The sequence below is a fragment of the Pseudoduganella sp. R-43 genome (assembly GCF_049913255.1).
GTDB lineage: Bacteria > Pseudomonadota > Gammaproteobacteria > Burkholderiales > Burkholderiaceae_D > Rugamonas.
Map to the genome: position 1 here is coordinate 4,936,997 of NZ_CP183988.1, position 25,994 is coordinate 4,962,990.

The following is a 25,994-nucleotide window of genomic DNA, read 5'->3' on the forward strand; positions in this document are numbered from 1 at the left end:
TTCAACGCTGCGATTGCGGAATCGGACGTTTCAGCCATTTATTGAAAGCATCCAGGCCGGCCTCGAGTTCGGCCGAATACCGTTCCACCGAAGGCCGCCAGTTGAGTTTTGCTGCGGCGTCCAACATCATTGCGTGACTCTCGTCATGCAGCCATACACTGAGAATGACTCTTTCACGCACTTGGCCTGTGCCAAAGATGCCTTCGTCGTCAAGCTCCTTGATGGCAGCGAAGGCAGCCGCGAAGAAACGCTCACGCGACGCCTCGATCTCGCTTTCGTCACCGTCTGAGTATGGATCGGGCTCCAGAGCGCGAAGTTCATTCGTGAGCGGCATCATGTCGAGGCCCTCATCGAAGAATGGCGAGTCGCCGATGCTCCAACGCAGTGACTCGCGGTGCAGCTCAAAATTCGAGCCATAGTGTTCAGCGTAGTTGTCCGCGGCCGACTCGAGCCCCTGCTCAGAGCAAGCAACCGCGCCACAATAGGAAGCCGTGTCGGTGGTGTACAGCCCGAACGCATAGAAGTCGTCGTCGGGATAGCGGTCGCTTATGTGAGCTGCTCGTGTAATACTTGAACCGCCTTCATACATTCCTTCAATTCCCCTCCTATGCATTTTTTCCAGAGCAAAGCTGCGGCCGAAAGCTTCCGCTCCTGCAGCAAATCCAGGATGTTTTCTTGTTCATCCTCACCGAGTTTCTGGAATTGACGGACCTCAATCGCTCGCGGCTCGCCATGCCGGCCGGAAGGGTCACGACTCATGAGGCAGGAGTGCAGGTCATGGATCGGAAGCGCATTTTCGCCGGATTCCTGAAGACCGACGAACATCGTCAATCCAGACGGCTCTTCAAGCTCGAGTTCGTATGTCGGCCAGTCGATCAGGTTGGCTACACTGTAGATCATGTCTACCTGGGTCTCGCGGACGACATCCATCAAGTCGTCCATGTCGACGCCCTTGTCCAGGAGTCGCCTGACGGCATCGCCGCCAAGCACTGGCAACTTCGAGGGACTTGATTCGTCAATGACCAGGCTCCAGAGCCCGCGTTGCAGCAATTCAGATAGCAAGGTACGGGCGTCGTTCCCGGAGAGATCGTCGGCGATGGATTCAGCCTGCGCTTGTGAGACCCCGATGCGTTGAAGTTCTTCCGAAACTGCTCGATTCATTGTTCAAATGCCTGAATTGTGGGGAGCTTCGCAGCGTGGAGCATTGCGCAGCCCAACTTGAATCGCCGGTCGAGTTGACGATCTTGCAAATTCTATCACGATGCTGCGCACTCCATTTCCGGGCGTGACAGGCAATGGTTTAGCACGTTCGTTCTCGTTTTGATCCAGATCAAGGAAAGATCGCACTTCACTCCCTAAAGTGAAGCGCAATATCCGATCCCGGCCCAAAACGATGGAACCGCCCATGCCAGTTAGCTCCCACGCCCCACGCACAGCCTATGAACAGCTGGACCAGCAGGTGCATGCCAGCCTGGCCAGCGCCAGCTCCTCCTTGTCGATCGCATCCGCCTTGCTGGCGGCAACGGATTGGGCACTGCACCTTGCCGTCTCGCCCGGCAAGTGCGCCGAACTGGGACAGCTTGCCCTGCGCCAGTCCTGCGCCTTGGCGCGCTACACACTGGAAAGCGCGCGCGGTCACGCGCCAGCGCCGTTGGCAAGCGAACGGCGCTTCGCTGCGCCCGAGTGGCAGCAATGGCCGTTCAATACCTGGCACCAGGCCTTCCTGCAAACCGAACAATGGTGGAAGGCTGCCAGCAGCGATGTCTGGGGCGTATCGGAGCATCATCAGTCGCAAGTCGGCTTTGCAGCCCGCAACCTGCTCGATGTGTATTCGCCCGCCAACCAGTTCTGGACCAATCCGGAAGTACTGCGCGCCACCATCGAACAGGGCGGCTGCAACCTGGCGCGTGAGCAAGACCACCGGCTGGCTTCCCTGACCTTGCTGACCGCCCAGACCGACTTCACGGAGCCGGGCGAACTGGGCCTGTTCATCGACGACAGCCAGCTTGGCGTGCTGGAGGCGCAAATGCAGCAGCGCGGCGTGCTGCGTGCGGAACAAATGGCGGGCGCTTTCCAGCTGCTGCGCGCCAACGACTTGCTGTGGTCGCGCATGGTGCGCCGCTACCTGCTCGGCGAGGAAGAATTCCCCAACGACCTGATGGCCTGGAACGCGGACGCCACCCGCATGCCGGCGCGCATGCATTCGCAATACCTGCGCCGCCTGTTCCTCGACAACGACCTGGCCGCCGGCCGCTATTCCGTACAGGGCAAGCCGGTTGCGCTGGGCGACGTCGCGCTGCCGGCATTCATGGTGGCCACCCAGTCCGACCACGTGGCGCCCTGGCGTTCGGTCTACAAATTCCACGCGCTGAGCCGCGGTGAAATCACCTTCGTGCTGTGCAGTGGCGGGCATAACACCGGCATCGTGAGCCCACCCGGTTCGCCGCATCGCCAATACCAGATCCATACCCACGCGGCCAGTGCACACCACCTGTCGCCGGACGAATGGCTGGCCGTGGCGCGCCAGGAGCAAGGCTCGTGGTGGCCCGCCTGGCAAAGCTGGCTGGCCGCGCGTTCGGGGCCGCGCGTGGCGCCGCCGGCGCTGGCTCCGGCTGGAGCCGATGCGCCCGGCAACTACGTGATGGAGAAGTAAGATGCGCCTTTCACTGGACGGAAAAAAAGGACTGGTAGTCGGCATCGCCAACCGCGACAGCATTGCCTGGGGCTGCGCACGCGCATTGCGCGAGGCCGGGGCCACGCTGGCGATCACCTGGCTTAACGACAAGGCACGGCCGCACGTCGAACCGCTGGCGCAGGAACTGGATGCGCCGCTCCGCCTGCCGCTCGACGTGGAACAGCCGCAGCAGATGGAAGCCCTGTTCGATGCCATCGATTCCCAATGGGGCAAGCTCGACTTCGTCCTGCATTCAATCGCCTATGCGCCAGGCGCCGACCTGCAGGGACGCGTGGTGGACAGCTCGGCAGCCGGCTTTGCGCGCGCCATGGACATCTCCTGCCATTCATTCCTGCGCCTGGCGCGCCTGGCCGAACCGCTGATGAAGGACGGCGGCAGCCTGCTGACCATGAGCTACCTGGGGGCGGAGGAAGTGGTCGCCAGCTATGGCGTGATGGGCCCCGTCAAGGCTGCGCTGGAGTCGAGCGTACGCTACCTCGCCTCAGAGCTGGGCCCGCACGGCATCCGCGTCAACGCCGTCTCGCCCGGCCCGTTGGCTACACGTGCCGCTTCCGGCATCCCGGGCTTTGACGCCTTGCTGGCGAACGCGGAGCGCCGCGCGCCGCTACATCACAAGGTCACGGTGGACGACGTCGGTGCGCTATGCGCCTTCCTGGTCAGCGACGCCGCGCGCGCCATCACCGGCGACACGCTGTACGTCGACGCCGGCTACCACATCCTGGACTGAAGCTGCGATGCCACGACTTCCCTTCCGCTCCCTGCCGCTACTGCTGGCAGCCTCGCTCGGCGCCTGCACCAGCCTGGCGCCCGGCTACCAGCAGCCGGCGCTGCCAGTTCCTGCACAGTATCCACCGTTCGCACCAGCCGGCGGCGCGGCGCTGGAAAGCGACTGGCGCAACTTCTTCCGCGACCCGCAACTGCAGGCGCTGATCGCGCAAGCGCTTCAGGACAACCGCGACTTGCGCATCGCCGTCAGCCGCGTGGCGCAGGCGCGTGCCGCCTATGGCATTGAAGCGTCCGCCCAACTGCCGGCAGTGGCGGCCCAAGCCGGCGCCGATCGTTCGCGCGTGCCGGCCGACTTGAACCTCACACGCCGGCCGCTGCATGCCAGCCAATACCAGGCCGGAGTTGGCCTGGCGAGCTGGGAGTTCGATTTCTGGGGCCGCGTGCGCAACCTCAGCGAAGCAGCGCTGCAAGCCTACCTGGCGACCGACGCTGCGCGCAACGCCGCGCGCGCCAGCCTGGTCGGTCAGGTCGCCCTGGCCTACCTGGACCTGTGCGACACCGCGCAGCGCATAGCGCTGGCCGAGCGCACGCTGGCCAGCCGCCAGCAGACCTTCGACATGGTGGCACGCCGCGCGACATTGGGTTCTTCCTCGCAGCTGCAGCTGGCCCAGGTCGAAACCCTGCTGATCCAGGCACGCTCCCTGCTCTTGCAACTGCAACAGGAACGCGACACGCAGCAGCATGCGCTGGACCTGCTGGTCGGCGCCCCGGTCAAGCTGCCTGACGGCGGCGCCGAAATCTCCCTGGCCGCACCGGCCGCCGGCCTGCCATCCGACCTGCTGGCGCAGCGGCCCGACATCATCGCTGCCGAACACCGGCTGCGCGGCGCCAATGCCAGCATCGGCGCCGCCCGCGCCGCCTACTTTCCGCGCATTGCGCTGACCGGATCGCTGGGCAGCGCCAGCGCCGAACTCGACGGCCTGTTCGAGGGCGGCAGCCGCGCCTGGAATTTCGCTCCCGGCATCACCCTGCCCCTGTTCGACGGCAACCGCCGGCGCGACCAACTGAACCTGGCCGAAGCGCGCCGCGACGAAGCACTGGCCGCGTACGACAAGGCCGTGCAAGGCGCCTTCCGCGACGTGGCCGATGCGCTGTCGGCGCTGCACTGGCTGGCCGGCCAGCTGGAAGTGGCCGATGCCGCGGTGCTGGTGCAGCAGCGGCGCGCGCGCCTGTCCCAGCTGCGCTACGACAGCGGCGCCAGCTCCTACCTCGACGTGCTTGACGCGCAGCGCGACCTGCTGACGGTCGAACAGCAGCAGGTGCGCACCCACCATGCGCTGCAGGCGGCCCGCGTCGCCCTTTACCTTGCCCTGGGCGGCGCTGCCGGCGAATCTTCCGCACCGTCATCCGAACATCCAGGTCTTTCATCATGATCAAGTTCAAGAAAAAACAACTGCTGCTGGCTGCGCTGCTGGCCGCCCTGTCCATTGGCGGCGCCTATGCCTGGGTCCAGGCCCGCCAGCGCGGCTACGGCGACCAGGTCCTGAGCGGCAACGGCCGCATCGAAGCCACCGAGATCGACGTCGCCGCCAAGCTGCCGGGCCGCCTGCAGGACATCCTGGTCGACGAGGGCGACTTCGTGCGCACCGGCCAGGTGCTGGCCCATATGCAGGTCAATTCGCTGGAGGCCCAGCGCGACGAGGTGCTGGCGCAGCAACAGCATGCGCGTGCCAACGTCGCCAGCGCCGAGGCTGCCGTCGCCATGCGTCTTGGCGACCAGGCTGCCGCCCAGGCGGTGGTGGCACAGCGCGAAAGCGAGCTGCAGGCCGCGCGCCGCCGCCTGGCCCGCTCCGAGACGCTGGCCGGCGAAGGCGCCGCCTCGGAGCAGGAGCTGGACGACGACCGCGCCCGCGTCGGCACCATCAGCGCCGGCCTGCGCGCAGCCCAGGCGCAGGCGGCAGCAGGTGGCAGTGCGGTGGAAGCGGCCCGCATGCAGCTGCAAGGCGCGCATGCCGCGGTCACGGCGCTGCAGGCGACCCTGGCCCGCATCCAGGTCGATATCGACGACGGCGCCCTGCTGGCAGCGCGCGACGGCCGCGTGCAATACCGCATCGCCCAGCCGGGCGAAGTACTGCCCGGCGGCGGCAAGGTCCTCAGCCTGGTCGACCTGGGCGACGTCTACATGACCTTCTTCGTGCCGGAAGTGGCGGCTGGCCGCCTGGCGCTTGGCAGCGAGGTGCATGTGGTGCTGGACGCCGCGCCGCAATACGTTATCCCGGCACGGGTCTCCTACGTTTCCAGCACCGCCCAGTTCACGCCAAAAACCGTGGAAACCGCCAACGAGCGGCAAAAGCTGATGTTCCGCGTCAAGGCGCGCATTGACCCCGCCCTCCTGCAAAAGCATTTGCCGCTGGTGAAGACCGGCCTGCCCGGCACGGCGTGGATCAAGCTTGACCGCCAGGCGGAGTGGCCGGCGGCGCTGGCCCTGCGGGTGCCACAGTGAACGGTCCGGCGCCGGTCGCCGAACTATCCGGCGTCAGCCTGCGCTATGGCGAGGTCACCGCACTGAGCGACATCACGCTGGCCTTGCCGGCAGCTTGCATGGTGGGCCTGATCGGTCCGGACGGCGTCGGCAAATCGAGCCTGCTCTCGTTGGTGGCCGGCGCGCGCGCAGTGCAGCTGGGTGGCGTGCGGGTGCTTGGCAGCGATATGCGCGACAAGACGCAGCGCGGCCTTTTATGTCCGCGCATCGCCTACATGCCGCAAGGCCTGGGAAAAAACCTGTACCCGACGCTGTCGGTGGAAGAAAACCTGCAGTTCTTTGGCGGCCTGTTCGGCCATGGCGCCGCCGAGCAGCGGCGCCGCATCGCCCACCTGACCGCCAGCACCGGACTGGCGCCCTTCCTCGACCGCCCGGCAGGCAAGCTGTCGGGCGGCATGAAGCAGAAGCTGGGCCTTTGCTGTGCGCTGATCCACGATCCCGACCTGCTGATCCTCGATGAACCGACCACCGGCGTCGATCCGCTGTCGCGCGCCCAGTTCTGGGACCTGATCGCGGGCATCCGTGCGCAACGGCCGCAAATGAGCGTGATCGTGGCCACCGCCTACATGGATGAAGCCAATCGCTTCGACTGGCTGGTGGCGATGGACGGCGGCCAGGTCCTGGCGACTGGCGCGCCGCAGGAACTGCAGCAACGCACCGGCAGCGCTTCGCTGGAGGAAGCGTTTATCGCCCTGCTGCCGGAAGCCCGGCGCAGCCAGCACCGGCCGGTGCGGATTCCGCCGCTGGAACAAGGCGGCAGCCAGGCCGTCGCCATCGAGGCCAGCGGCCTGACCATGCGCTTTGGCGACTTCGTGGCGGTGGACAATGTGGACTTCCGCATTTGCCGCGGCGAGATCTTCGGCTTCCTCGGCTCCAACGGCTGCGGCAAATCGACCACCATGAAGATGCTGACCGGCCTGCTGCCCGCCAGCGCCGGCAGCGCAAAGCTGTTCGGCCAGGTGGTCGACCCGCGCGACCTGGCCACCCGGCGCCGGGTCGGCTATATGTCGCAGGCATTTTCGCTGTATGGCGAACTGACGGTGCTGCAAAACCTGGTGCTGCATGCACGCCTGTTCAGCGTGCCGGAGCCGGAGATTGCCGGCCGAGTGCAGGAATTGGCGCAGCGCTTCGGCTTGGGGGATGTGCTGGACACCCTGCCCGAGCAACTGCCGCTTGGCATCCGCCAGCGCCTGTCGCTGGCCGTGGCCATGGTGCACCGCCCGGAATTGCTGATCCTCGACGAGCCCACTTCAGGCGTCGATCCGGTGGCGCGCGATATGTTCTGGCAGTTGATGATCGACCTGGCGCGCCGCGACCAGGTCACGATCTTCATCTCCACCCACTTCATGAATGAAGCCGAGCGCTGCGACCGCATCTCGCTGATGCATGCCGGGCGCGTTCTGGTCAGCGCGGCGCCTGCCGAACTGGTTCGCCAACGCCGCGCCGCCACGCTGGAACAGGCCTTCATCGCCTACCTGGAAGATGCCGCCGGGGCCAGGAACGCAGCCGACGCCGACGATCCCGGCGCCGGCGTGCCGGGCTCGGTGCCTGCGGCGACGCCGCCCGTTGCAGCCCGTCCCTGGCAACAAAGCCTGCGCCGCGCCCTCAGCTACACGCGCCGCGAGACGCTGGAGCTGCGGCGCGACCCGGTGCGCGCCACGCTCGCCCTGCTGGGCACGCTGATCCTGATGTGCATCATCGGCTACGGCATCAACCTCGATGTCGACCACCTGAACTTCGCCGTGCTGGACCGCGACCAGAGCGCCCTGAGCCAGAGCTACGCGCAAAACCTGGCCGGCTCACGCTACTTCATTGAACGTCCGGCGCTGGCCGACTATGCTGAACTGGACCGCCGCATGCGCAGCGGCGAACTGGCGCTGGCAATCGAACTTCCACCCGGCTTTGGCCGCTCCCTGCAGCGCGGCGCCCCGGTCGCGGTCGGGGCGTGGGTCGACGGCGCCATGCCGCTGCGGGCGGAAACCACGCGCGGCTACGTGCAGGCCGCCCACCTGGGCTGGCTGCAGGACATGGCCACGCGGCGGCTGGGCGCCCGCTTCGCCGCTCCCGGCGCCATCGAAACGCGCTACCGCTACAACCCCGACGTACGCAGCCTGCCCGCCATGATCCCCGCCGTGATCCCGCTGCTGCTGCTGATGATCCCGGCCATGCTGGCGGCGCTGTCCGTGGTGCGCGAGAAAGAGCTGGGGTCCATCCTCAACCTGTACGTCACGCCGGTCAGCCGCGCCGAATTCCTGATCGGGAAACAGCTGCCCTATATCGCGCTCGGCATGCTCAACTTCGTGCTGCTCACGCTGGTGGCCCAGTCCGTGTTCGGCGTGCCGCTTAAAGGCAGTTTCGCCGCCCTGAGCCTGGCCGCGCTGTTCTACGTCGTCTGCGCCACCGGTTTTGGCCTGCTGGTCTCGACCTTCACGCGCAGCCAGATCGCAGCCCTGTTCTTCACCATGATCGGCACCCTGATCCCTTGCGTGCAGTTTGCAGGCCTGATCAACCCCGTGTCGGCGCTGGAAGGCATCGGCGCGCTGATCGGCCGCGTGTATCCGGCCACGCATTTCCTGGCCATCAGCCGCGGCGTGTTCAACAAGGCACTGGGCCTGGGCGACCTGCAGCAAGCCTTTGCCATGCTGGCACTGGCGCTGCCGCTGATCCTGCTGTCGGCGATTGCCCTGCTCAGGAAACAGGAGGCCTGAGCATGCGCGCCCGTCTTTCAAACATCTACCGGCTCGGCATCAAGGAACTCTGGAGCCTGGTGCGCGACCCGATCATGCTGGTGCTGATCGCCTACACCTTCTCGGTATCGATCTACGTCGCCGCCACCGCCATGCCGGAAAGCCTGCACCATGTGGCACTGGCCGTGGTGGACCAGGATGCCTCGCCGCTGTCGGCCCGCATCGTCTCGGCCTTCTACCCGCCGCAGTTCGTCACGCCGGTGCTGCTCACGCCACAGCAGGCCGACGCCGGCATGGACCGCGGCGACTACACCTTCGTGCTCACCATTCCGCCCGGCTACCAGCGCGACCTGCTGGCAGGCCAGTCGCCGCCGCTGCAGCTGAACGTCGACGCCACCCGCATGAGCCAGGCCTTCACCGGCAACGCCAGCATCAGCCGCATGGTATCGGCCGAGGTGAGCGACTTCCTGCGCCGCGGCCGCCCCGACCCCGGCCTGCCTGTCGGGCTGGACCTGCGCCTGCGCTTCAACCCCAACCTGGAACAAGCCTGGTTCGGCGCACTGATGGAGATCATCAACAACGTCACCATGCTGTCGATCATCCTGAGCGGCGCGGCGCTGATCCGCGAACGCGAACACGGCACCGTCGAACATTTGCTGGTGATGCCGGTATCGCCGGCCCAGATCATGCTGGCCAAGGTGTGGTCCATGGGGCTGGTGGTGCTGCTCGCGGCGCTGGGCGCCCTGCTGTTCGTGGTGCAGGGCGCACTGCGCGTGCCGGTGCAGGGTTCGATCGCTCTGTTCACGCTGGTGGCCGCGCTGCACCTGTTCGCCACCACGGCGATGGGCATCTTCATGGCCACGCTGGCGCGCAGCATGCCGCAGTTCGGCATGCTGCTGGTACTGGTGCTGCTGCCCCTGCAGCTGTTGTCGGGCGGCGTGACGCCGCGCGAAAGCATGCCGGCGCTGGTGCAGCACCTGATGCTGGCGGCGCCCACCACCCATTTCGTGGCTGCCGGCCAAGCCATCCTGTACCGCAACGCCGGCATCGACGTGGTCTGGCCGCAACTGCTGGCCATCGCCGCCATCGGCGCCACGCTGTTTGCCATCTCCTTGCGGCGCTTCCGCGCTACCATTGCGCAGATGGCCTGAACCTTTTCGAAGACCTGGGAATCCACCATGCTACAAGACGATTTAAGCACCATCCGCAACCGCGTTTTCGACGACATTGCCGTGGGCGACACCGAAACGCTGGTGCGCACGCTCACGAGCGCCGACATCCAGCTCTTTGCCGTGCTGTCGGGCGACGCCAACCCGCAGCACCTGGACGAGGATTTCGCCGCCAACACGCGCTTTCACAGCGTGATCGCACACGGCATGTTCGGCGGCGCCCTGATCTCGGCCGTGCTGGGCACCCGCCTGCCGGGCCCTGGCACCATCTACCTCGGGCAGACCCTGAAATTTACCGCTCCGGTGCGCGTTGGCGACACGCTAACCACCAGCGTCACCGTCACCGCCCGCGACGAAGCGCGCAAGCGCCTCAAGCTGGCCTGCCAGTGCATCAACCAGGATGGCGTGGCCGTAATCACGGGGGAAGCCGATGTGATCGCGCCCACTGAAGCAATCGCCCGTCCCCGCGCCACGCTGCCGGAGGTGCGCCTCATGCCCGGCGGCGGCGAAATCCAGGCCCTGCTGGCGCATGCACGCGGCTTCGGCCCGCTGGCTACCGCGGTGGTCCATCCCTGCGACGAGTCCAGCCTGGGCGCTGCGCTCGACGCGAAGGCCGCCGGCCTGATCACGCCGATCCTGGTGGCGCCGCAAGCAAAACTGCAGGCCGTGGCCAGGCAGGCCGGCCTGGACCTGGGCGGCTGCCGCATCGAGGATGTGCCGCACAGCCATGCGGCCGCTGCACGCGCAGTCGAACTTGCCGTGCAGGGAGATGCGGCGCTGCTGATGAAAGGCAGCCTGCACACCGATGAACTGATGGGCGCCGTGGTCGGCTGCCCGGCCCTGCGCACCAAGCGCCGTATCAGCCACTGCTTCCTGATGCAGACCCCGGCCTATCCTCGTCCCTTTATCGTGACCGACGCCGCCATCAATATCGCGCCGACGCTGGAAGAAAAAGCCGACATCATCCGCAATGCCATCGACCTGGCGCACGCCATCGGCGTCGCCACGCCGCGCGTGGCCATCCTGGCCGCAGTGGAGACCGTCAACCCCCATATGCCGGCCACCCTCGACGCCGCGATCCTGTGCAAGATGGCCGACCGCGGCCAGATCAGCGGCGCCCTGCTGGACGGGCCCCTGGCCTTCGACAATGCCGTATCGCCGGCAGCGGCGCGCATCAAGGGCATCGTGTCGAAAGTAGCCGGGCAAGCCGACGTGCTGGTCGCTCCCGACCTGGAAAGCGGCAATATGCTGGCCAAGCAGCTGGAATACCTGGGCGGTGCCAACAGCGCCGGCGTGGTGCTCGGCGCGCGCCTGCCGATCGTGCTGACCAGCCGCGCCGACAGCTGCGAAAGCCGGCTCGCTTCCTGTGCCGTGGCCCTGCTGCTGGCCCGCCAGTATGAGGCGACCCCGCCATGACACCACGCATCCTGGTACTGAACTGCGGATCGTCGAGCATCAAGTTCGCCCTCTTTGACGCCGGGGAAACCGGATTGGACGCGAAGGCACTATGGCATGGCAAAGTCGACGGCGTGACCGGTCCCCGGCCAACGCTGGACCTGCCGGGCGCCACGTCCCGTGCGCTGCCGGCCGGCGGCGAACAACCCTACCACGCAGCACTGGACGCCATCCTGGCGCAGCTGGCGCAACGCCTGCAGGGCGCTGGTGAAACGCTGACAGCCATTGCACACCGGGTGGTGCACGGAGGCCTCAAGTACAGCGCGCCGGTGTTGCTGGACGCGCAGGTGCTGGCCGACCTGCGCAGCTACATCCCGCTGGCGCCGCTGCACCAGCCCTTTGCGCTGGAAGCGATCGAGACCCTGCTCGCCAGCCACCCCAGCCTGCCGCAAGTCGCCTGCTTCGATACCGCCTTCCACCATACCCTGCCGGTGGTCGAACAAATGCTGCCCCTGCCCTACGCGGCGTGGGAGCGCGGCTTGCGGCGCTACGGCTTCCATGGCCTGTCCTACGAATACCTGTCGCTCGCGCTGGCAGCGCGGCACGGCGGCGCAGCGCAGGGCCGCACCATCGCCGCCCACCTGGGCAGCGGCGCCAGCCTGTGCGCGATGCAGGGCCTGGCCAGCGTCGCCACCACCATGGGCTTTTCCGCCCTGGACGGCTTGATGATGGGCACGCGCTGCGGCGCACTGGACCCCGGCGCCTTGCTCTACCTGATGGATATCGAAGGCCTGAGCACGCACGAAGTCGGCCATTTGCTGTACCACGAGTCAGGCCTGCTGGGCGTATCGGGCATCGCCGCCGATCCACGCCTGCTGCTGGAGCAAGAGGCGGAGTCTCCGCGTGCACGCGACGCGCTGGCCTTGTACGTGCGCCGCATCGTGCGCGAAATCGGCGCCCTGTGCGCGGTACTGGGTGGCCTGGACATGCTGGTCTTCACAGCGGGCATTGGCGAGCACAATGCCGAGATCCGCCGCCGCATTTGCGCCGCGCTGGGCTTCCTCGGCGTGCAGATCGATGACGCGGCCAACCGCAGCAACGCCCCGCTGATCAGCTGCGGCGCCGGACCACTGGTGGCAGTCGAACCTACCGATGAAGAATGGATCGCCGCGCGCCACGGCCGCGCCATCCTCGGGCTTAATCGCGCTGGTACAGGGCCTCGATAGTGCTCGCTCCGAGCGAGTGCGCCCTGACCATATAACCGGTCAGTGCGCCCGATGCGTCCTCGGGAAGGTCGAGTTTTTGCGACAGCGCATGCACCGTGAACCGATAGTGATGCACGCCGTGCCCCGATGGCGGGCATGCGCCGCCGAACCCCTTCGCGCCGTAGTCGTTGCGCATCTGCTGGCTGCCCGCAGGAGCCAGCGCGCCCGCCGGCAGCGAAGTCACATCCTTCGGAATATTGACAAGCTGCCAGTGCCACCAGCCGCTGCCAGTCGGCGCATCGGCATCATGGACCAGGATGGCGAAAGCCGCCGTGCCTTGCGGCGCTCCGGACCAGGATAGTTGCGGGGACTGGTTTCCACCGCTACAGCCGAAGCCCTGGAATTCCTGGGCCTTGGCCATGAACTTGCCGTCGGCGATGTCGGTGCTGGCCAGGGTCAGCGATCCCGCCAGCGCGGAGTTGGATACCAGCAGTGCTGCAAAAATAAGGTGTCGCATATGTGCTCCCGTGTTGAAGAACGCACATGGTAAGCAGCAACCGAAAAGCGGTTTAGTCCGAAACCAGCCAGAGTTTCGCCTTAATCAGTCATTCGTGGGAAGACGACGCAGTAACGCTCGGTCTTCGTCGCGCATCCTTGTTTTGCGTAGTTCGGACGGCGTGATGCCGAAGAATTGCTTGAACTTGTCGGTAAAGCGCGACTGGGACTGGTAACCGCACCTTTCCGCAACCCGTCCGATTGGCTCAAATGTTGTTTGCACCAGGTGCAGGCCATGGCCCAGCCTTGCCCGATCCTTGATCGCCTGCAAAGTAGTGCCTTCCGCTGCCAGCTTGCGACGCAGGGTGGACTCGCTGAGCGCGAGACGGGATGCAAGAACGTCGGCACCCATCTCAATGCCGAATTCCACGCAAATCATGCTGTGCAGGCGATGGCTAAGGCTGGGCGGTTCCATGACAGCGCTGACCTGGACATGGCCCAGGTGGTAAATCAGCTGAAGAATCTCACGCCGGCGCGCAGCCCATATCGCCTGCGGCGCGAAGGCGGCCCATTCAACGAACTGCTGCAAGGTCTTTTCAAATACCGGGCCTATCTCGCCCTGCACAAACGGCACGGTCCTGGCGGCCTTCGGCGGCAGGCAATCGAAATCATCGTGTTCGAACTCCACGATCAGCGCCAGGTATTCCCCATCCCCGGGGATATTGCGCATATTGATGCTGGGGTGGTTCGACAGCACGATAAAGCTGCCGCGCGGACAAACAATCTCGCCCTTGCTGCCCAAGCGCTTGCTGCCGTCGAGCACGCAGATCAGCATCGGCCTGATGATCGGCACATTGACGATCTTCTGCTCCTTGACCGACGAATACACCGAGAACGGCAGAACCCGCCCTGCCCCTTGCAGCGTCCTCGCTGCATGGATTAGCGCTTGCTGGTTCCATTCATGGCTGAGGCGCTGACGGCCTTTCATTCGCACCGTTGATCCTGTTCTCGCTGCGCCAGAAGATAGCTTCTTTGGACTGGCGTCTTCAGCGCAAGTTGATGCTCGTCCAGGAATGCAGCGAGGCGCTGCTCGTTTGCCACACTCCCAATGAACCTTGAGCGCGCACTGTCAACGGCGACAGGTTCCCGGCATGCCGAACATACAAGGTAGGACTTGGACAGGAATGGAATCGTCTTGATCGTAAAGAACGACACCCACTCCGTCTCTTTCCAATGCTCCCACATACGCGTGCACTGGCAGCGATAGCAATGACAGGTAAGCGCCTGGCCGACCTCTTTTCGTTCCTTGACCCAGCCAAACATGATGAACACTACTTCTTCCTTTGTAATTCTGCGAAGGCGGAAGAATGCCATTGCCGATGACGGCCAAATCTATTCAATAGTCACCATCCAACAAATTACCCAACGAAACCAAGACCTGGCCTACTTGATCAGGTACCTGGTCTGGCTGGCAATCAGCGTGGCGCCGCAGGCAGTGGTATCGCCGTCGCGGGCAGTTGGCTTGCCGTCGGTGATGTAGGTTTCGCTGCCGCTGTTGATGGTGGTTTCGCTTGGATGCAACGGGCAACTCACCGTATCGCCCAGCCGCGCCACCCCCTTGCCGTCGACGACAAAGTTGGAGCTGCCGGTCTTGACCTCCCCGCCATGCGACGTCTTATCTCCAATGCGAATCACTGGACGACTCATCCTGCTACCCTTCCTGATAATCTATTTTTTTCCAACGAGCTTGACGCAGTATTGCGCAGCCTTGCGCGCCTCCGCTGAAGGCAACGCAGCGATGGCCTCATCGAATTGCTGACGGACGGGCACCTTGGTGCCCACGCTCATGAAAATGGCCAGCTCCCCGCCAAACTCCGGGTCAAAGTAAGTCGAGCAGGACGATTGGTCCATCAAGGCCCCGCAGGCCGAAACTGCCGCAATCTCCTCTATGGCCTTGGGGTCGATGCGCTTGGAGGAAATCGGCTTGCCGATCCATTTATCCTTGCCCCAGACAGTGTCGAAGCGCTGACGCAGGATTTCCCCGACCTTGTTGACATCCTCTTCCGCAGGCACGCCGTTCGGCCCGGCCACGCAACGCAGCCCACCATTGGAATACCCCTCGCCCGCGAATGCCTGTGCAACCCCGCAGCCGAGCAAAATCGCCAGGCCAGCCTGTGTCAATACCGTCTTGTGCACTATTTTTTTCCGACAAGCTTGACGCAGTACTGGGCGGCTTTTCGTGCTTCGACCGATGGCAATGCCGCGATAGCTTCATCAAACTGTTTGCGGATCGGTGCTTTGCTGCCCAAAGCGGTAAACACCGTAAGGTTGCCACCGAATTCGGGATCAAAGAAGTTCGAGCATGCAGAACGGTCCAACATGGCAGCGCAACCTGCGATGCTTGCAATCTCTTCCATCGCCTTCGGGTCAATACGCTTGGTTGGAAGCGTCTGATACACCCAATCCTTGCCCCAGATGGCGCTGAAACGCTGGTCCAGGCTTGCGCTGACCTTTTTCACCTCTTCGCCAGGCTCGCCGCCGCGTGTACAGCTCAAGCCAAACGGCGAATAGTTCTCTCCTGCAAATGCTGGCGCAAACTGGAACGCGGCCAACAGCGTCAAGCCGGCCTTCAGAACTATTTTCATATTTCGCATCTCTTACTCCAAATACCAAATTCCCGTTACCTTGAACCGGACCTTGTAACTGCCGCTCACAGGCGAAACCATCGTGATGTAATCCGTACGATAGCATGGGTCAATTTCATTAAAGTCGCTGACGAAACCTCCCGCATGCTTGATCTCGATATGCCCGGAGATTACTTTGCCAGCGCTGGTAACCTGCTTCTCAATTGGGGCGTATATGACGATCGAGCCGTACGGCGCGGTTTTAAGATTGATTCCCGGCGTCGTTTCCAACAGATTCTTGAAGCCATTCTTTGCTAGAACCGGCCCAAAGTCCTTGGCATGCTCGCAACTTGGGTACTTGAAGTACCCTGCGGCCACCAGAGCTCTTTTTACATACATCAAGCAGTAGTGGATGGATTTAGGATGCTTATGTTTCATTGCATGAGCAATTGCAATCTCAATCCTGCTCGATGCTGCCGGTTTGATGACGGTCGCTTCCGGATGCTTTGATTCAGCGCTACGATCTTCTTTCACGACCGGCTTGGTTGCAGCCGGCGACGCCGCGGCCGGAGGGGTAGCGGGCTTATTGGAAGCCGCTGCTTGCGCACCGCCCGTTGCACCGGCAGAGCCGGCCGGCTTCGTCGGTGCAGATGCCGCCGCTGCTGGCGCTGCCGGTTGTGCTGGCTTGGCATGCTGCTGCGCCGGCTTGCCTTTAGTATCAGGTACTTTCAGCATCTGGTGAGGATGCAGCAGGTATGGCTTGTCGATGTTGTTCATCTTGGCCAGGACCTGGTAGGTCGTGCCGTAAAGGCGCGCGATGGACGAAAGCGTCTGGCCCTTTTTCACCTCGTGCATGCCTGGGGTCTTGGGCGCTGCAGCCTTGTCCTCGTGCAGGTGAGTCTTCACCGGTACGCGCTCTTTCGGCGCGACGATCGTCCAGCTGGAGTTCAGTTTGTCGATCGCAAGCTGGCCGAGTTCCTTGAACTCATCGGTCGTTTTCTGGATGAAGACGGTCAGCGGCCCGAAGTCAGGCGACGCAAGGAAGGTCGGCAGCAAGCCATGCTCGTTGGACTTCATGATCTTCGACTTGCCGTTCTGCTCCACCCGAATGGTCGCATCGGCAATCGGACTGCCGGCTGCGTCGACAATGCTCAGCGCATGGCCGACGTCGAGCGCCTTTTCGTAGAGATCGGCCAGCTTGGCAAATTTTCCGGTAGCCAGGCCCTCTCCGCCATAATTGCCGCTCGGGCCATCATGGTGGTATTTGTAGCACCAGACATCAGGCTTCTTCCGCTTCTTGGCCAGCGCCTCGTTGTCAAGGAAATGCTCCAACAAGGCCTTGACGTTGGCATTCGTGTCAAATCGATTGCTATTGTCCAGGCCATAGAAGTTGCCGGTTTTGTTGACGAACTGGCCCAGGCTGCTGGCCGAGGTGGTGCCGGCAGCGGCATCGGGATTGAAGCCCGATTCGATTTTAGCCGTCGCCAGCAGCAAAGCCGTGCGGCGCACGTTCAGGCCTTTGGCCTTGGCAGCGGCGATCAGCTTGTCAATCACCTGCTTTTGCACGGCAAGCGATGCATCGCCCCAGATGCGGGAATTACCGGCCAGCCTGCCCGGGCTGTGGTCGACCGGCTCCTTGTAATGCGAGTACGACTTCACTTGCTCGTCTTTGTACGCCGCGCCCTTCTTCTGGGTGTAAAAGACGTTGTAATCAATGGCCATTCAACGCACTCTCGATATAAACGTCGAACAGGCTGCCCTGCCCTATCTTCTTCACTTTCTTGTCGAAGGCGGTTTTCACCGCTTCGCCCACCGCGGGGTTCTTTTTCTTGTCGCGATTGGAGCCGATCAGGTTGCCGTCCCAGCTATACACGTCGGCCCATTCGCATTGCGCGCAATTGCCGCCGTTCGACATCGAAACCACGATGACTTTCTCTTTGGCGGGCGTTTCGGCACAGACGACATCACCGACCTTGTCAGCGATGATTGGATAGGAATCGCCAGTCTGCAACGGCTCCGCCTTGAATGACTGGCCGCCGAGCTCACGCCCGCTGGCGCCGTCGCTAATGCTCAGGCGCTGGCTGGTGCAGGACAAGCCAGGATAGCCCACTTCCTTGTAGCAGCTTGCTTTCAGCTCGATCTTGCGGTCAACGCACTGCAGCGCCGCGACGCGCTGGCGCAACGCCGGCTTGGATTCGGCCAGCGCGGCCTGTACCAGGCAGGCGGACAACAACAAACCCAGGATCAAATTGTTTTTCATTATGAGGCCTCACGAACAGGTGGAATTGAATTTGGTGCGTCTTCTTCCGGACGCAAATCGGCTGGCGGCGCGTCCAGCTCAATCAGGTCAAGGTCGGACAGCGACAACGCATCGAGGTCGTCGTCAATGCCGAAGCAGCCGGACGTGGCGCGCTCCATCACTTTGGCCATGTCGCGCACGCGCTTGGCGGCGGCTTCTTCGAAGATCGACGACACGTCGCGCGGCAGTTCGCCATCGCCGCGCCAGTCGCGCGTGACCATGGCCACCAGCCTCGCGGCTGAATGGTTGACCTTGCGTTCGACCAGGTCGACCAAGCCTTCCTGCGCCGCCTGCACCATGCGCTCCGTGCCGAGTCCAATAACCGCATCCTTCATATTGTCGCTGCGCTTCAGGATGTGCACGATGGTCGAAGGCGGCATGCCGATCTTCTGGCCCAGCAGCGCCAGCGCTTCGGCGCGGATATCGATTTCGCCGTCAGGCATGAACAGCTTTTTCGCATGTTCCACCGAAATCTGCGTCTTCGACGCCAGCACGCCAACACCAACCGGCGTCTTTACCTTCTCGGTCAACGCATCATCTACTTCCTCGTCCATCTCAGGGTCGTGCTTGACGTCTTCCAGGAATTCCCACTTACCGTTATTGCGGTCGATCTCGACCTGCAGTTCCTCCATGTCCTCGGTGAACACGCGCGCCGTCTTGCCTTCCTCATCCAGCTTGCCGGACTGCAGCACGGAGCCATCCTTCGCCAGGATCTTGTAGGCGTAGCCGGCCGCCGCCCCCGCCGCCAGGTACAGCGCATCGCGCAGCACCACCTGCTGGCTGAACTTGCCGACGTTCATCTTGCCCCAGAATTCGGTCACCGGCGCCGACTTCACCGAGCCCTGGTTCACCACCTTGGCTGCGCCCAGTTCAAGAGTGCCGGCGATTTCGTGGGTTTCCTTGGCGCCCTTGATCAGGATCTCGCCGCTTTCGGTCAGGACGATGCTGCCGCCCTTGGTCTTCAGCACGATATCGCCGGTCTTGGCCTCGAAGACCATGCCTTTTTGCGACACGGTTTCGACCTTCCCGTCCTGCACGTGCAGGTAATGGTTGCCGTGGCTGATGGCGGTCACCATGCTGCCGCGCTCGACGTGCTGCTGGATGCCCTTGGCCGAGCTGAACGACATCTGTTCGCCGGACGTCATGTCGACATTGCCCGCGGCGTAGCAGCCCAGGTCTTCACCGGCTGCATGCACGATGCTCTTCGGCGTACTGGCGGCCACGCCGTCCGGCGCGGAAATGAAGACCAGCGGCTTGGTCAGCGACCAGGCGTTTTCGTTCAGCGCCTTCTGGTTCTTCAGGCCACGGTGCGAGTTTTTCTGCTCGCCGCGCTGCTCGGTCGCCATCTCGGCCGCCTGGCTGCGCATGGTTGCGCTGTCCAGCACGGCGCGCAAGGTGTCGGCGCCCTCGGTATTGTCCTGCTGGGTAGTACCGCTATCCTGCACCGGCTGGCCCCAGGCCGTGACCAGCACGCCCTTGGCGGCGCGCACTGCGCCCCAGCCATCGGTACGCAGCTCGAAGCCTTCACCGCGGTGGTCCTTGCGGCCGGAGGTGTCGAGCACGCGCGTCAGGTAGCCCAGGTTAAGCTGGCTGCGGTGATGGTCGGAGGACAGCACGGCCTGGATCTGGCCAGCCGTATCGTCCATCAGCAGGTGGTTGTTGCGGCCGCCGGCGCCGCCGGCGCCCTTCAGCTCCCGGCTGCGGATGCCGGACAGCGCATGCTGGTGCGGCAGTTCCCAGGGCGACATGTTCTCGCCGTTATAGACGCGGCCCGTGATGATGGGACGGTCCGGATTCGAGTCCAGCCACTGTACGATGACTTCCTGTCCGATGCGCGGCAAGGAAATGCCGCCAAAATTGCCGCCCGCCCAGCTCGAGGCAACCCGCACCCAGGCCGAACTCTGCTCGTCATGCGTGCCAACGCGGTCCCAATGGAACTGCACGCGCACGCGGCCATGTTCGTCGGTATGGACTTCCTGCCCGGAAGGGCCGACCACGATGGCGGTCTGCGGGCCATGGATCCTGGCCTGTTCGCTGTTAAAACCGCGCCCCGGACGCCAGTGCACCGTCTTGCGTATGCAGGTCAGCTGGTTGCTGTATTCGGAAATCCCTTCGGACTGCTGAAGATAGTTGTTAGTGGCGGAATGGTGCACGCTGATCACCACGAATTCGAGCTTGTCGTCCGAAGCGCCGTGCGCATCCGCGGAAAAATGCTCGGAAAGGCGGAACCAGCGGCCCGGCATCAGGTAGCGGCTGTTGCCCTTGGCCTCGATATGCTTGCCGCGGCTTTCAATTTCCTCCATCCGCAGCAAGGCCAGCGCTTCCGCATCCTTGCGGTTCCGCACGCCGTACGCGCCGGCATACTCATAGCTCTCCATCGACAGCACATCGCCCTGCTGGTTCAGCGTGGGCAGGTCGACATGGCTTGGTACCGGCTGTTTGAAGTCGAACGCCGACAGCGCCACCTTGCTGGAAACGATGCTGCGCACCGGCGACCAGTCGCCGATGCCGTCTTCTTCGGCCGCGCCTCCGTGGCGCTGGAAACGCACGCCAGGATTGCCGCCGTCAATCGGTGCGGCCTGGCTGGAATCGTCCGACAGCACCAGCGTGTGGCCGCGTTCACTATGTTCGTACCAATAATGCCAGCCCGCCGCTTCCCAGCGCCGGTGCAGGTAGTTGTAATCGGTCTCATCGAACTGGCAGGCCATGGTCATGGCCTCGTCAGCGCCCTGCACGCGGCAGCTCCAATCGGGATGCGTGCCGTAGTCGGCAAACACCTCTTCCGACTGCTGGCGCAGGGTCTTGCCGTGGAAAAGGTAATTGTCGCGCCGCAGCTTCAGGTAGGCCAGCCAGGGCCGCAGGACCATCGAATAGAAGGCGATGGCGCCATCGGTCTTCACCAGGCGGAATTCGAATACGTAGCCGTTGAAGTAGCGCATGCTGCCATCGCCGCGCACCAGCGAAATGGTGACGAGCTTGCCTTGCACGTCCTTCAGCGCAATGCTGGCATCTTCGGCCAGCACCTCCACGGTATATTCGAAATCGCGCGACAGGCCCTCGTCCGCTTCCAGCCGGTTTGCCAGCAGCAGGGAATGCGGGCCGTCGTTATTGGGGAACGACAGGCGCAGGATACGATTGTTTTGCCGTCCAAACGGCAGCTCGGATAAGATTTGCGACAGGCTACGCATGCGGAATTTCCTCGGACTGCTCTCGGCAATCCCTCACTAGTTACAAATAATGCAAGTTTCCGCGTGGAATTATAGCAGCGCTCGACCTGCGCACGATTGAATCTTTGTAATATTTTTTGACAACTTCCAAGTTTCCACAGCGGACTAGCCCAGCCGAAAGTCGGCAGGTGATGCTTGATAGAGGCTGTCAACCTTCGCCATCCATCTGCGGGCAAGCTCCGGCGGAGCATAAGCATCATAGGCATCGGCGATCGCATAAAGTTCAGCCGGATCGTCGCCCAGCATACGCACCAATACCAGGATCAGCGCGAGCCTCCATCGAGATACGTAGACGTACCTGTACGCCGGTTGCTTCCGGCGCAAGGCATCGAACACAAAATCAGCGCCTCAAGCTTGGTGAAGTGGACGAAAGAGCCTGCAGTAACTGTCAGCAATCCAGCTCGGGCATCAAAGTCGAGAGGGAATTCAATTATGCCATGCGCGAAAGGCCTTCGGAACCGGTGCCCCGTTTTCGCGTATTTGTAGCCGAGCTCCGTCATACGTGGCACAAGCAGGTCCAGCACGCGCTTTGAAGGTGGTGTCGATGCGATCATAATATTTGCCCTGTCAGACCGCTGGATCATAACTTGCCAGATGCAAGCAAAGTCTCACCAAAGGTAACAAAAAAGCCGCCGGGCTTTCGCACCGGCGGCTTTTCTTGTCAGCTTGGCTGATTACTGTGCAGCGGCAGCAGCTTCTTCAGCGGCAGCTTTCATCGACAGTTTCAGGCGGCCACGCTCGTCGGTCTCGAGGACCTTCACGCGCACTTGCTGGCCTTCTTTCAGGTAGTCGGCCACGGCGTTCACACGCTCGTTGGCGATCTGCGAGATGTGCAGCAGGCCGTCCTTGCCAGGCATGACCTGGACGATGGCGCCGAAGTCCAGCAGCTTCAGCACGGTACCGTCGTAGCACTTGCCCACTTCCACGGAAGCGGTCAGTTCTTCGATACGGCGCTTGGCTTCCTGGCCGGCAGCTGCGTCGACCGAAGCGATGGTGACGATGCCGTCGTCGCTGATGTCGATCTGGGTGCCGGTTTCTTCGGTCAGCGCGCGGATCACGGCGCCGCCCTTGCCGATCACGTCACGGATCTTCTCAGGGTTGATCTTGATGGTGATCAGGCGCGGAGCGAAGTCGGACAGTTCGGTCTTCACAGTCGGCATGGCCTTCTGCATTTCGCCCAGGATGTGCTGGCGGCCTTCTTTGGCCTGTGCCAGTGCAACCTGCATGATTTCCTTGGTGATGCCCTGGATCTTGATGTCCATCTGCAGCGCGGTAATGCCGTTGGCAGTACCAGCTACCTTGAAGTCCATGTCGCCCAGGTGGTCTTCATCGCCCAGGATGTCGGACAGCACGGCAAAGCGGCCGCCTTCCTTGATCAGGCCCATGGCGATACCGGCCACGTGCGCTTTCATCGGCACGCCGGCGTCCATCAGTGCCAGGCAGCCGCCGCAGACGGAAGCCATCGAAGAGGAACCATTGGATTCGGTGATTTCCGACACCAGGCGCACGGAGTACGAGAAGTCTTCCGGTGCCGGCAAAGCAGCAACCAGTGCACGCTTGGCCAAGCGGCCGTGGCCGATTTCGCGGCGCTTAGGCGTACCAACACGGCCGGTTTCGCCGGTGGCGAACGGAGGCATGTTGTAGTGCAGCATGAAGTCGTCCGTGTACTCGCCCATCAGCGCATCGATCTTCTGCGAATCGCGGGCGGTGCCCAGGGTCGCTACGACCAGTGCCTGGGTTTCGCCGCGGGTGAACAGGGCGGAACCGTGAGTGCGCGGCAGGACCGAGGTGCGGATCGAGATCGGACGCACGGTCTTGGTGTCGCGGCCGTCGATACGTGGCTCGCCTTGCAGGATCTGGGAACGAACAACCTTCGCTTCCATTTCGAACAGGATGTTGCCGACTTCGACCGAGTCAGGAGCGTCAGCACCGTGTGCGGCAGCTTCGGCAGCCAGGTCGGCCATCACTTCGGCCGACATGGCGCGCAGCTTGTCGGTACGGGCTTGCTTGTCCTTGGTCTGGTAAGCGGCGTTGATCTTCGCTTCGGCGAAGTGGGCAACGCGGCCGATCAGGGCTTCGTTCTTGGCAGGTGGAGTCCACACTTGCTCAGGCTTGCCGCCGTCGCGCACCAGTTCATGGATTGCGTCGATCACGGCCTTCATCTGCTCGTGGCCGTAGACGACGGCGCCCAGCATGATTTCTTCGGACAGCTGCTGCGCTTCCGATTCCACCATCAGCACGGCGGATTCGGTACCGGCGACCACCAGGTCCATCTGGGAGTCTTTGAGCTGGGAAGCGGTCGGGTTCAGGATGTACTGGCCGTTTTTGTAGCCGACGCGCGCAGCGCCGATCGGGCCGTTGAATGGCACACCGGAGACGCACAGGGCGGCGGACGCGCCAATCATGGAAGCGATGTCCGGATCGATCTCAGGATTCACGGACAGCACGTGTACGATCACCTGGACTTCGTTCATGTAGCCCTCTGGGAACAGAGGACGGATCGGACGGTCGATCAGGCGGGAAGTCAGGGTTTCTTTTTCAGAAGGACGGCCTTCGCGCTTGAAGAAGCCACCAGGGATCTTGCCCGCTGCGTAGGTCTTTTCCAGGTAGTCGACGGTCAGTGGGAAGAAGTCCTGGCCTGGTTTTGCGTCTTTACGCGCCACCACGGTTGCCAGTACGACGGTGTCATCCATCGATACCATTACCGCGCCGGATGCCTGGCGAGCGATTTCGCCGGTTTCCAGCGTCACGGTGTGTTGGCCGTACTGGAAGGTCTTCGTTACTTTGTTAAACATGGGTTTATCCCTCTTTCTCTTTAGCCGACAGATTTTCAGGAGCTGTCGTAGCACCTCACCACGGACGGCCAGGAGGCCGCCATACTGCTTTACTGCAATAAAACTAAGGGTTTAAAAAACCAAAATGCCTGCGGCAGCGAACTGGCGCAGGCATTTCTCGTTTAAACCTGGTAACGCAAGAATTACTTACGCAGGCCGAGTTTAGCGATCAGGTCGCGGTAACGGTTTGCGTCTTTGTTCTTCAGGTAGGACAGCAGGGACTTACGACGGTTAACCATCTTGATCAGGCCACGACGGGAGTGGTGATCCTTGGTGTGCTCTTTGAAGTGGGTGTTCAGTTCGTTGATGCGAGCGGTCAGCAGAGCAACTTGCACTTCTGGGGAGCCGGTGTCGTTTTGGCCACGAGCGTTGTCGGCGATGATGGCCGACTTGTTGATGTTTTCAACGGTCATTTTCTTACCTTTCACATGCGATGCACGGAGTCTTGGGAACCCTGCACATCGTGAATTACGTTTAATATAAAAATCCGGCCGGATGGCCAGACACGGGAGTATAACCGGAATAAGGGTCGAAAGCTACCGCCACACACGATCAGCCATGAAAACACCTCTTCGCGTTGCATTTTTGTCATTATTATTAAGCGCCTGCGCCGTCGCCCCACCCACTTGGCAACGCGGCAACGACAGCTTCAAGCCGATACAGCTCGGCGTGACCACCCAGGCCGACCTGCTGCGCCTGTACGGCCCGCCAGACGAGCGTACCTACCTGCAGCTGCGCGACCTGAATGTATGGAGCTACCGCTACAAGGAATCGGGCGTATGGGATTCGATGATGCACATCATGATGGACCGCCAGGGCGTGGTGCGCGAAACCATGAGCGGCCCCGACCTCGAAAAAGAAGAGCGCGGCTTCTTCCGTTAATCAGAACAAAAGCTGTTCGGGGAAGATGCCAAGTGCAGCCGCGACGCGTTCACGGGTAGCTTTGCGTGGCCGCGCAGAGGATTCCTGCTGTGCGAATGCAGGCTGTGAAATGCCGAGCCGTTCAGCCATCTCCTGCTGCGTCACCCCGAGATGCTCGCGCCAGGCGCGAATTGGACTCCAGCCATTCAGGACAATCATGCCGACGACTTCGTGCGGCATTGCCACCTCTTCTTCGTCCTTGCGCGAACGCAAGTAAGCTTCGTAAGGGATCACTGCGAACGCAGGGCGACCATCCGGGCCGTTTATGATCTGCACGTTAGTAGGCTTGTTCATCGCGCTTCTTCACTTCTTCAATGCTGACCACTCGCAGCCTGCCGTCAAAATCGAACAATATGCGGTAGCGCCCTGCCCGCAATCGAAATCCATACTGATGCGTTTTCAGGACAATCACATTCGCGCCCCACGGCAACGTCGCCAAAGCCCCGACTTCGCGCCAAATAAACACCTGGTCAGTCTTACCCAACTTTGAAAGCTGGCGTTTCGCCCTGGCTTGCCAGACTATCGCAATTGGGGTTGAGATCATTATAGGCTTTCGTTCAAAAAAACCTTATATCGTTGAACAAAAGCTTATATTGCAGACGACATTCCCTATTGCGCCGACTCAAGCCCCCCTCCGTTTGGTCGTGCCAGATACCGTATTTGTCGCCCTGCCACAAAATGAGATGAAACAAGTAGGCATTCGCGAGCATGATCAGGCCGCCAACCAGTCCTGCAGGGCTATAAAGGCCAACCAGACAGCCAAGGTAGCCGCTGAGATGGCTTGCAATGAGGGCGCGGCGCGCCGCCTGCCGTGCTGGCTGCTCCAGCATCAAGTTGAACCAGAAGAAGCACTTCAAATGGATTGGCAGGTCCCGCCAGTGATCCGAGCTTTTGTCGATCATAAATTTCTCCTGTTTTAAGGTGGAAACATCAACTTCGAACACGGCGGCAAGACATTTCAATGATTCCAGGCTGGCGTTTTGCCCGTTTTCGATCCGCTGAGTCGTGCGCACGTTGAGCCCGGACATTTGGGCCAATTGTTCCTGCGACAGGTTTCGGCTGATTCGGATTTGTTTCAGGATCACCCAGCCGACCACGACAAAAACCCGACATTCGCCCGAAAACAAACGGGCCACCCTTGGGCGGCCCGTTCAAGGATGGCGTTTCGCGCGATC

General features: G+C 62.6%; 26 protein-coding genes. 9 read left to right on the forward strand and 17 right to left on the reverse strand.

Translation table 11 applies throughout. The features are described 5' to 3' along the window. Position 1 precedes the first annotated feature (1 nt). Both ACN9M3_RS22395 and ACN9M3_RS22400 read right to left on the reverse strand, forming a co-directional pair. Positions 2-589: a DUF4303 domain-containing protein gene (locus ACN9M3_RS22395; RefSeq protein ID WP_426318665.1), complete on the reverse strand. Its 588-nt coding sequence runs from the start codon at positions 587-589 to the stop codon at positions 2-4. Then, positions 547-1,161, reverse strand: a complete 615-nt coding sequence (locus ACN9M3_RS22400) for a hypothetical protein (protein WP_426318666.1) — start codon at positions 1,159-1,161, stop codon at positions 547-549. The genes ACN9M3_RS22395 and ACN9M3_RS22400 overlap by 43 nt, the downstream gene beginning before the upstream one ends. A gap of 244 nt (positions 1,162-1,405) precedes the next feature. On the opposite strand from ACN9M3_RS22400, the gene ACN9M3_RS22405 reads away from it, so the two are divergent. The 8 genes from ACN9M3_RS22405 to ACN9M3_RS22440 are packed head-to-tail and all read left to right on the forward strand — an operon-like array spanning position 1,406 to position 12,440. Continuing rightward, complete coding sequence (locus ACN9M3_RS22405) at positions 1,406-2,653, forward strand: PHA/PHB synthase family protein (RefSeq protein ID WP_426318667.1); 1,248 nt, start codon at positions 1,406-1,408, stop codon at positions 2,651-2,653. A 1-nt stretch (position 2,654) separates the two neighbouring features. Further along, the gene (gene fabI / locus ACN9M3_RS22410; RefSeq protein ID WP_426318668.1) at positions 2,655-3,422 is read left to right on the forward strand and encodes an enoyl-ACP reductase FabI; all 768 of its coding nucleotides are present in this window, start codon (positions 2,655-2,657) and stop codon (positions 3,420-3,422) included. Between the two features lie 7 nt (positions 3,423-3,429). Next, complete coding sequence (locus tag ACN9M3_RS22415) at positions 3,430-4,854, forward strand: efflux transporter outer membrane subunit (protein WP_426318669.1); 1,425 nt, start codon at positions 3,430-3,432, stop codon at positions 4,852-4,854. Next, entirely contained in the window at positions 4,851-5,924 is a 1,074-nt protein-coding gene (locus ACN9M3_RS22420; protein WP_426318670.1) for an HlyD family secretion protein, read from the forward strand. Before ACN9M3_RS22415 ends, ACN9M3_RS22420 begins: the two co-directional genes overlap by 4 nt. Continuing rightward, positions 5,921-8,671, forward strand: a complete 2,751-nt coding sequence (gene rbbA, locus ACN9M3_RS22425) for a ribosome-associated ATPase/putative transporter RbbA (protein WP_426318671.1) — start codon at positions 5,921-5,923, stop codon at positions 8,669-8,671. The genes ACN9M3_RS22420 and rbbA overlap by 4 nt, the downstream gene beginning before the upstream one ends. A gap of 2 nt (positions 8,672-8,673) precedes the next feature. Continuing rightward, on the forward strand, positions 8,674-9,801 hold the full coding sequence (locus ACN9M3_RS22430; RefSeq protein ID WP_426318672.1) for an ABC transporter permease: 1,128 nt from the start codon (positions 8,674-8,676) through the stop codon (positions 9,799-9,801). A gap of 27 nt (positions 9,802-9,828) precedes the next feature. After that, positions 9,829-11,235 carry a bifunctional enoyl-CoA hydratase/phosphate acetyltransferase gene (locus ACN9M3_RS22435; RefSeq protein WP_426318673.1) on the forward strand — a complete coding sequence of 469 codons (1,407 nt, stop codon included), beginning with the start codon at positions 9,829-9,831 and terminating at the stop codon, positions 11,233-11,235. Next, on the forward strand, positions 11,232-12,440 hold the full coding sequence (locus ACN9M3_RS22440) for an acetate/propionate family kinase (RefSeq protein WP_426318674.1): 1,209 nt from the start codon (positions 11,232-11,234) through the stop codon (positions 12,438-12,440). The genes ACN9M3_RS22435 and ACN9M3_RS22440 overlap by 4 nt, the downstream gene beginning before the upstream one ends. Here ACN9M3_RS22440 and ACN9M3_RS22445 read toward each other — a convergent pair. From ACN9M3_RS22445 to rpsO, 12 genes are all read right to left on the reverse strand, one after another. Beyond that, positions 12,412-12,936: a YbhB/YbcL family Raf kinase inhibitor-like protein gene (locus ACN9M3_RS22445; RefSeq protein WP_426318675.1), complete on the reverse strand. Its 525-nt coding sequence runs from the start codon at positions 12,934-12,936 to the stop codon at positions 12,412-12,414. The genes ACN9M3_RS22440 and ACN9M3_RS22445 overlap by 29 nt on opposite strands. 84 nt (positions 12,937-13,020) lie before the next feature. Beyond that, positions 13,021-13,902, reverse strand: a complete 882-nt coding sequence (locus tag ACN9M3_RS22450; RefSeq protein ID WP_426162844.1) for a helix-turn-helix transcriptional regulator — start codon at positions 13,900-13,902, stop codon at positions 13,021-13,023. After that, on the reverse strand, positions 13,899-14,246 hold the full coding sequence (locus ACN9M3_RS22455) for a hypothetical protein (RefSeq protein WP_426318676.1): 348 nt from the start codon (positions 14,244-14,246) through the stop codon (positions 13,899-13,901). Before ACN9M3_RS22455 ends, ACN9M3_RS22450 begins: the two co-directional genes overlap by 4 nt. Positions 14,247-14,357: 111 nt before the next feature. Further along, positions 14,358-14,621, reverse strand: a complete 264-nt coding sequence (locus ACN9M3_RS22460) for a PAAR domain-containing protein (RefSeq protein ID WP_426162848.1) — start codon at positions 14,619-14,621, stop codon at positions 14,358-14,360. Between the two features lie 21 nt (positions 14,622-14,642). Then, positions 14,643-15,110, reverse strand: a complete 468-nt coding sequence (locus ACN9M3_RS22465) for a hypothetical protein (RefSeq protein ID WP_426318677.1) — start codon at positions 15,108-15,110, stop codon at positions 14,643-14,645. Further along, positions 15,110-15,568 carry a hypothetical protein gene (locus ACN9M3_RS22470; protein ID WP_426162852.1) on the reverse strand — a complete coding sequence of 153 codons (459 nt, stop codon included), beginning with the start codon at positions 15,566-15,568 and terminating at the stop codon, positions 15,110-15,112. The genes ACN9M3_RS22465 and ACN9M3_RS22470 overlap by 1 nt, the downstream gene beginning before the upstream one ends. Positions 15,569-15,571: 3 nt before the next feature. Continuing rightward, positions 15,572-17,260, reverse strand: coding sequence for a LysM peptidoglycan-binding domain-containing protein (locus ACN9M3_RS22475; RefSeq protein WP_426318678.1), 1,689 nt, complete (start codon positions 17,258-17,260; stop codon positions 15,572-15,574). After that, positions 17,250-17,798 carry a hypothetical protein gene (locus ACN9M3_RS22480; protein WP_426162856.1) on the reverse strand — a complete coding sequence of 183 codons (549 nt, stop codon included), beginning with the start codon at positions 17,796-17,798 and terminating at the stop codon, positions 17,250-17,252. The genes ACN9M3_RS22475 and ACN9M3_RS22480 overlap by 11 nt, the downstream gene beginning before the upstream one ends. Next, entirely contained in the window at positions 17,798-21,025 is a 3,228-nt protein-coding gene (locus ACN9M3_RS22485; RefSeq protein ID WP_426318679.1) for a type VI secretion system Vgr family protein, read from the reverse strand. Before ACN9M3_RS22485 ends, ACN9M3_RS22480 begins: the two co-directional genes overlap by 1 nt. A 144-nt stretch (positions 21,026-21,169) precedes the next feature. Further along, on the reverse strand, positions 21,170-21,400 hold the full coding sequence (locus tag ACN9M3_RS22490) for a hypothetical protein (protein WP_426318680.1): 231 nt from the start codon (positions 21,398-21,400) through the stop codon (positions 21,170-21,172). A gap of 338 nt (positions 21,401-21,738) precedes the next feature. Further along, entirely contained in the window at positions 21,739-23,859 is a 2,121-nt protein-coding gene (gene pnp, locus ACN9M3_RS22495) for a polyribonucleotide nucleotidyltransferase (RefSeq protein ID WP_426162862.1), read from the reverse strand. A gap of 182 nt (positions 23,860-24,041) precedes the next feature. Then, on the reverse strand, positions 24,042-24,311 hold the full coding sequence (gene rpsO, locus ACN9M3_RS22500) for a 30S ribosomal protein S15 (RefSeq protein ID WP_130311226.1): 270 nt from the start codon (positions 24,309-24,311) through the stop codon (positions 24,042-24,044). Positions 24,312-24,483: 172 nt separating this feature from the next. On the opposite strand from rpsO, the gene ACN9M3_RS22505 reads away from it, so the two are divergent. Beyond that, entirely contained in the window at positions 24,484-24,780 is a 297-nt protein-coding gene (locus tag ACN9M3_RS22505; protein WP_426318681.1) for a hypothetical protein, read from the forward strand. Here the strand turns inward: ACN9M3_RS22505 and ACN9M3_RS22510 are convergent, their stop codons facing one another. The 3 genes from ACN9M3_RS22510 to ACN9M3_RS22520 are packed head-to-tail and all read right to left on the reverse strand — an operon-like array spanning position 24,781 to position 25,955. Next, positions 24,781-25,113: a helix-turn-helix domain-containing protein gene (locus ACN9M3_RS22510; RefSeq protein ID WP_426318682.1), complete on the reverse strand. Its 333-nt coding sequence runs from the start codon at positions 25,111-25,113 to the stop codon at positions 24,781-24,783. Then, on the reverse strand, positions 25,097-25,363 hold the full coding sequence (locus ACN9M3_RS22515) for a type II toxin-antitoxin system RelE family toxin (RefSeq protein ID WP_426318683.1): 267 nt from the start codon (positions 25,361-25,363) through the stop codon (positions 25,097-25,099). Before ACN9M3_RS22515 ends, ACN9M3_RS22510 begins: the two co-directional genes overlap by 17 nt. A 13-nt stretch (positions 25,364-25,376) precedes the next feature. Further along, on the reverse strand, positions 25,377-25,955 hold the full coding sequence (locus ACN9M3_RS22520) for a helix-turn-helix domain-containing protein (protein WP_426318684.1): 579 nt from the start codon (positions 25,953-25,955) through the stop codon (positions 25,377-25,379). Between the last annotated feature and the right edge of the window lie 39 nt (positions 25,956-25,994).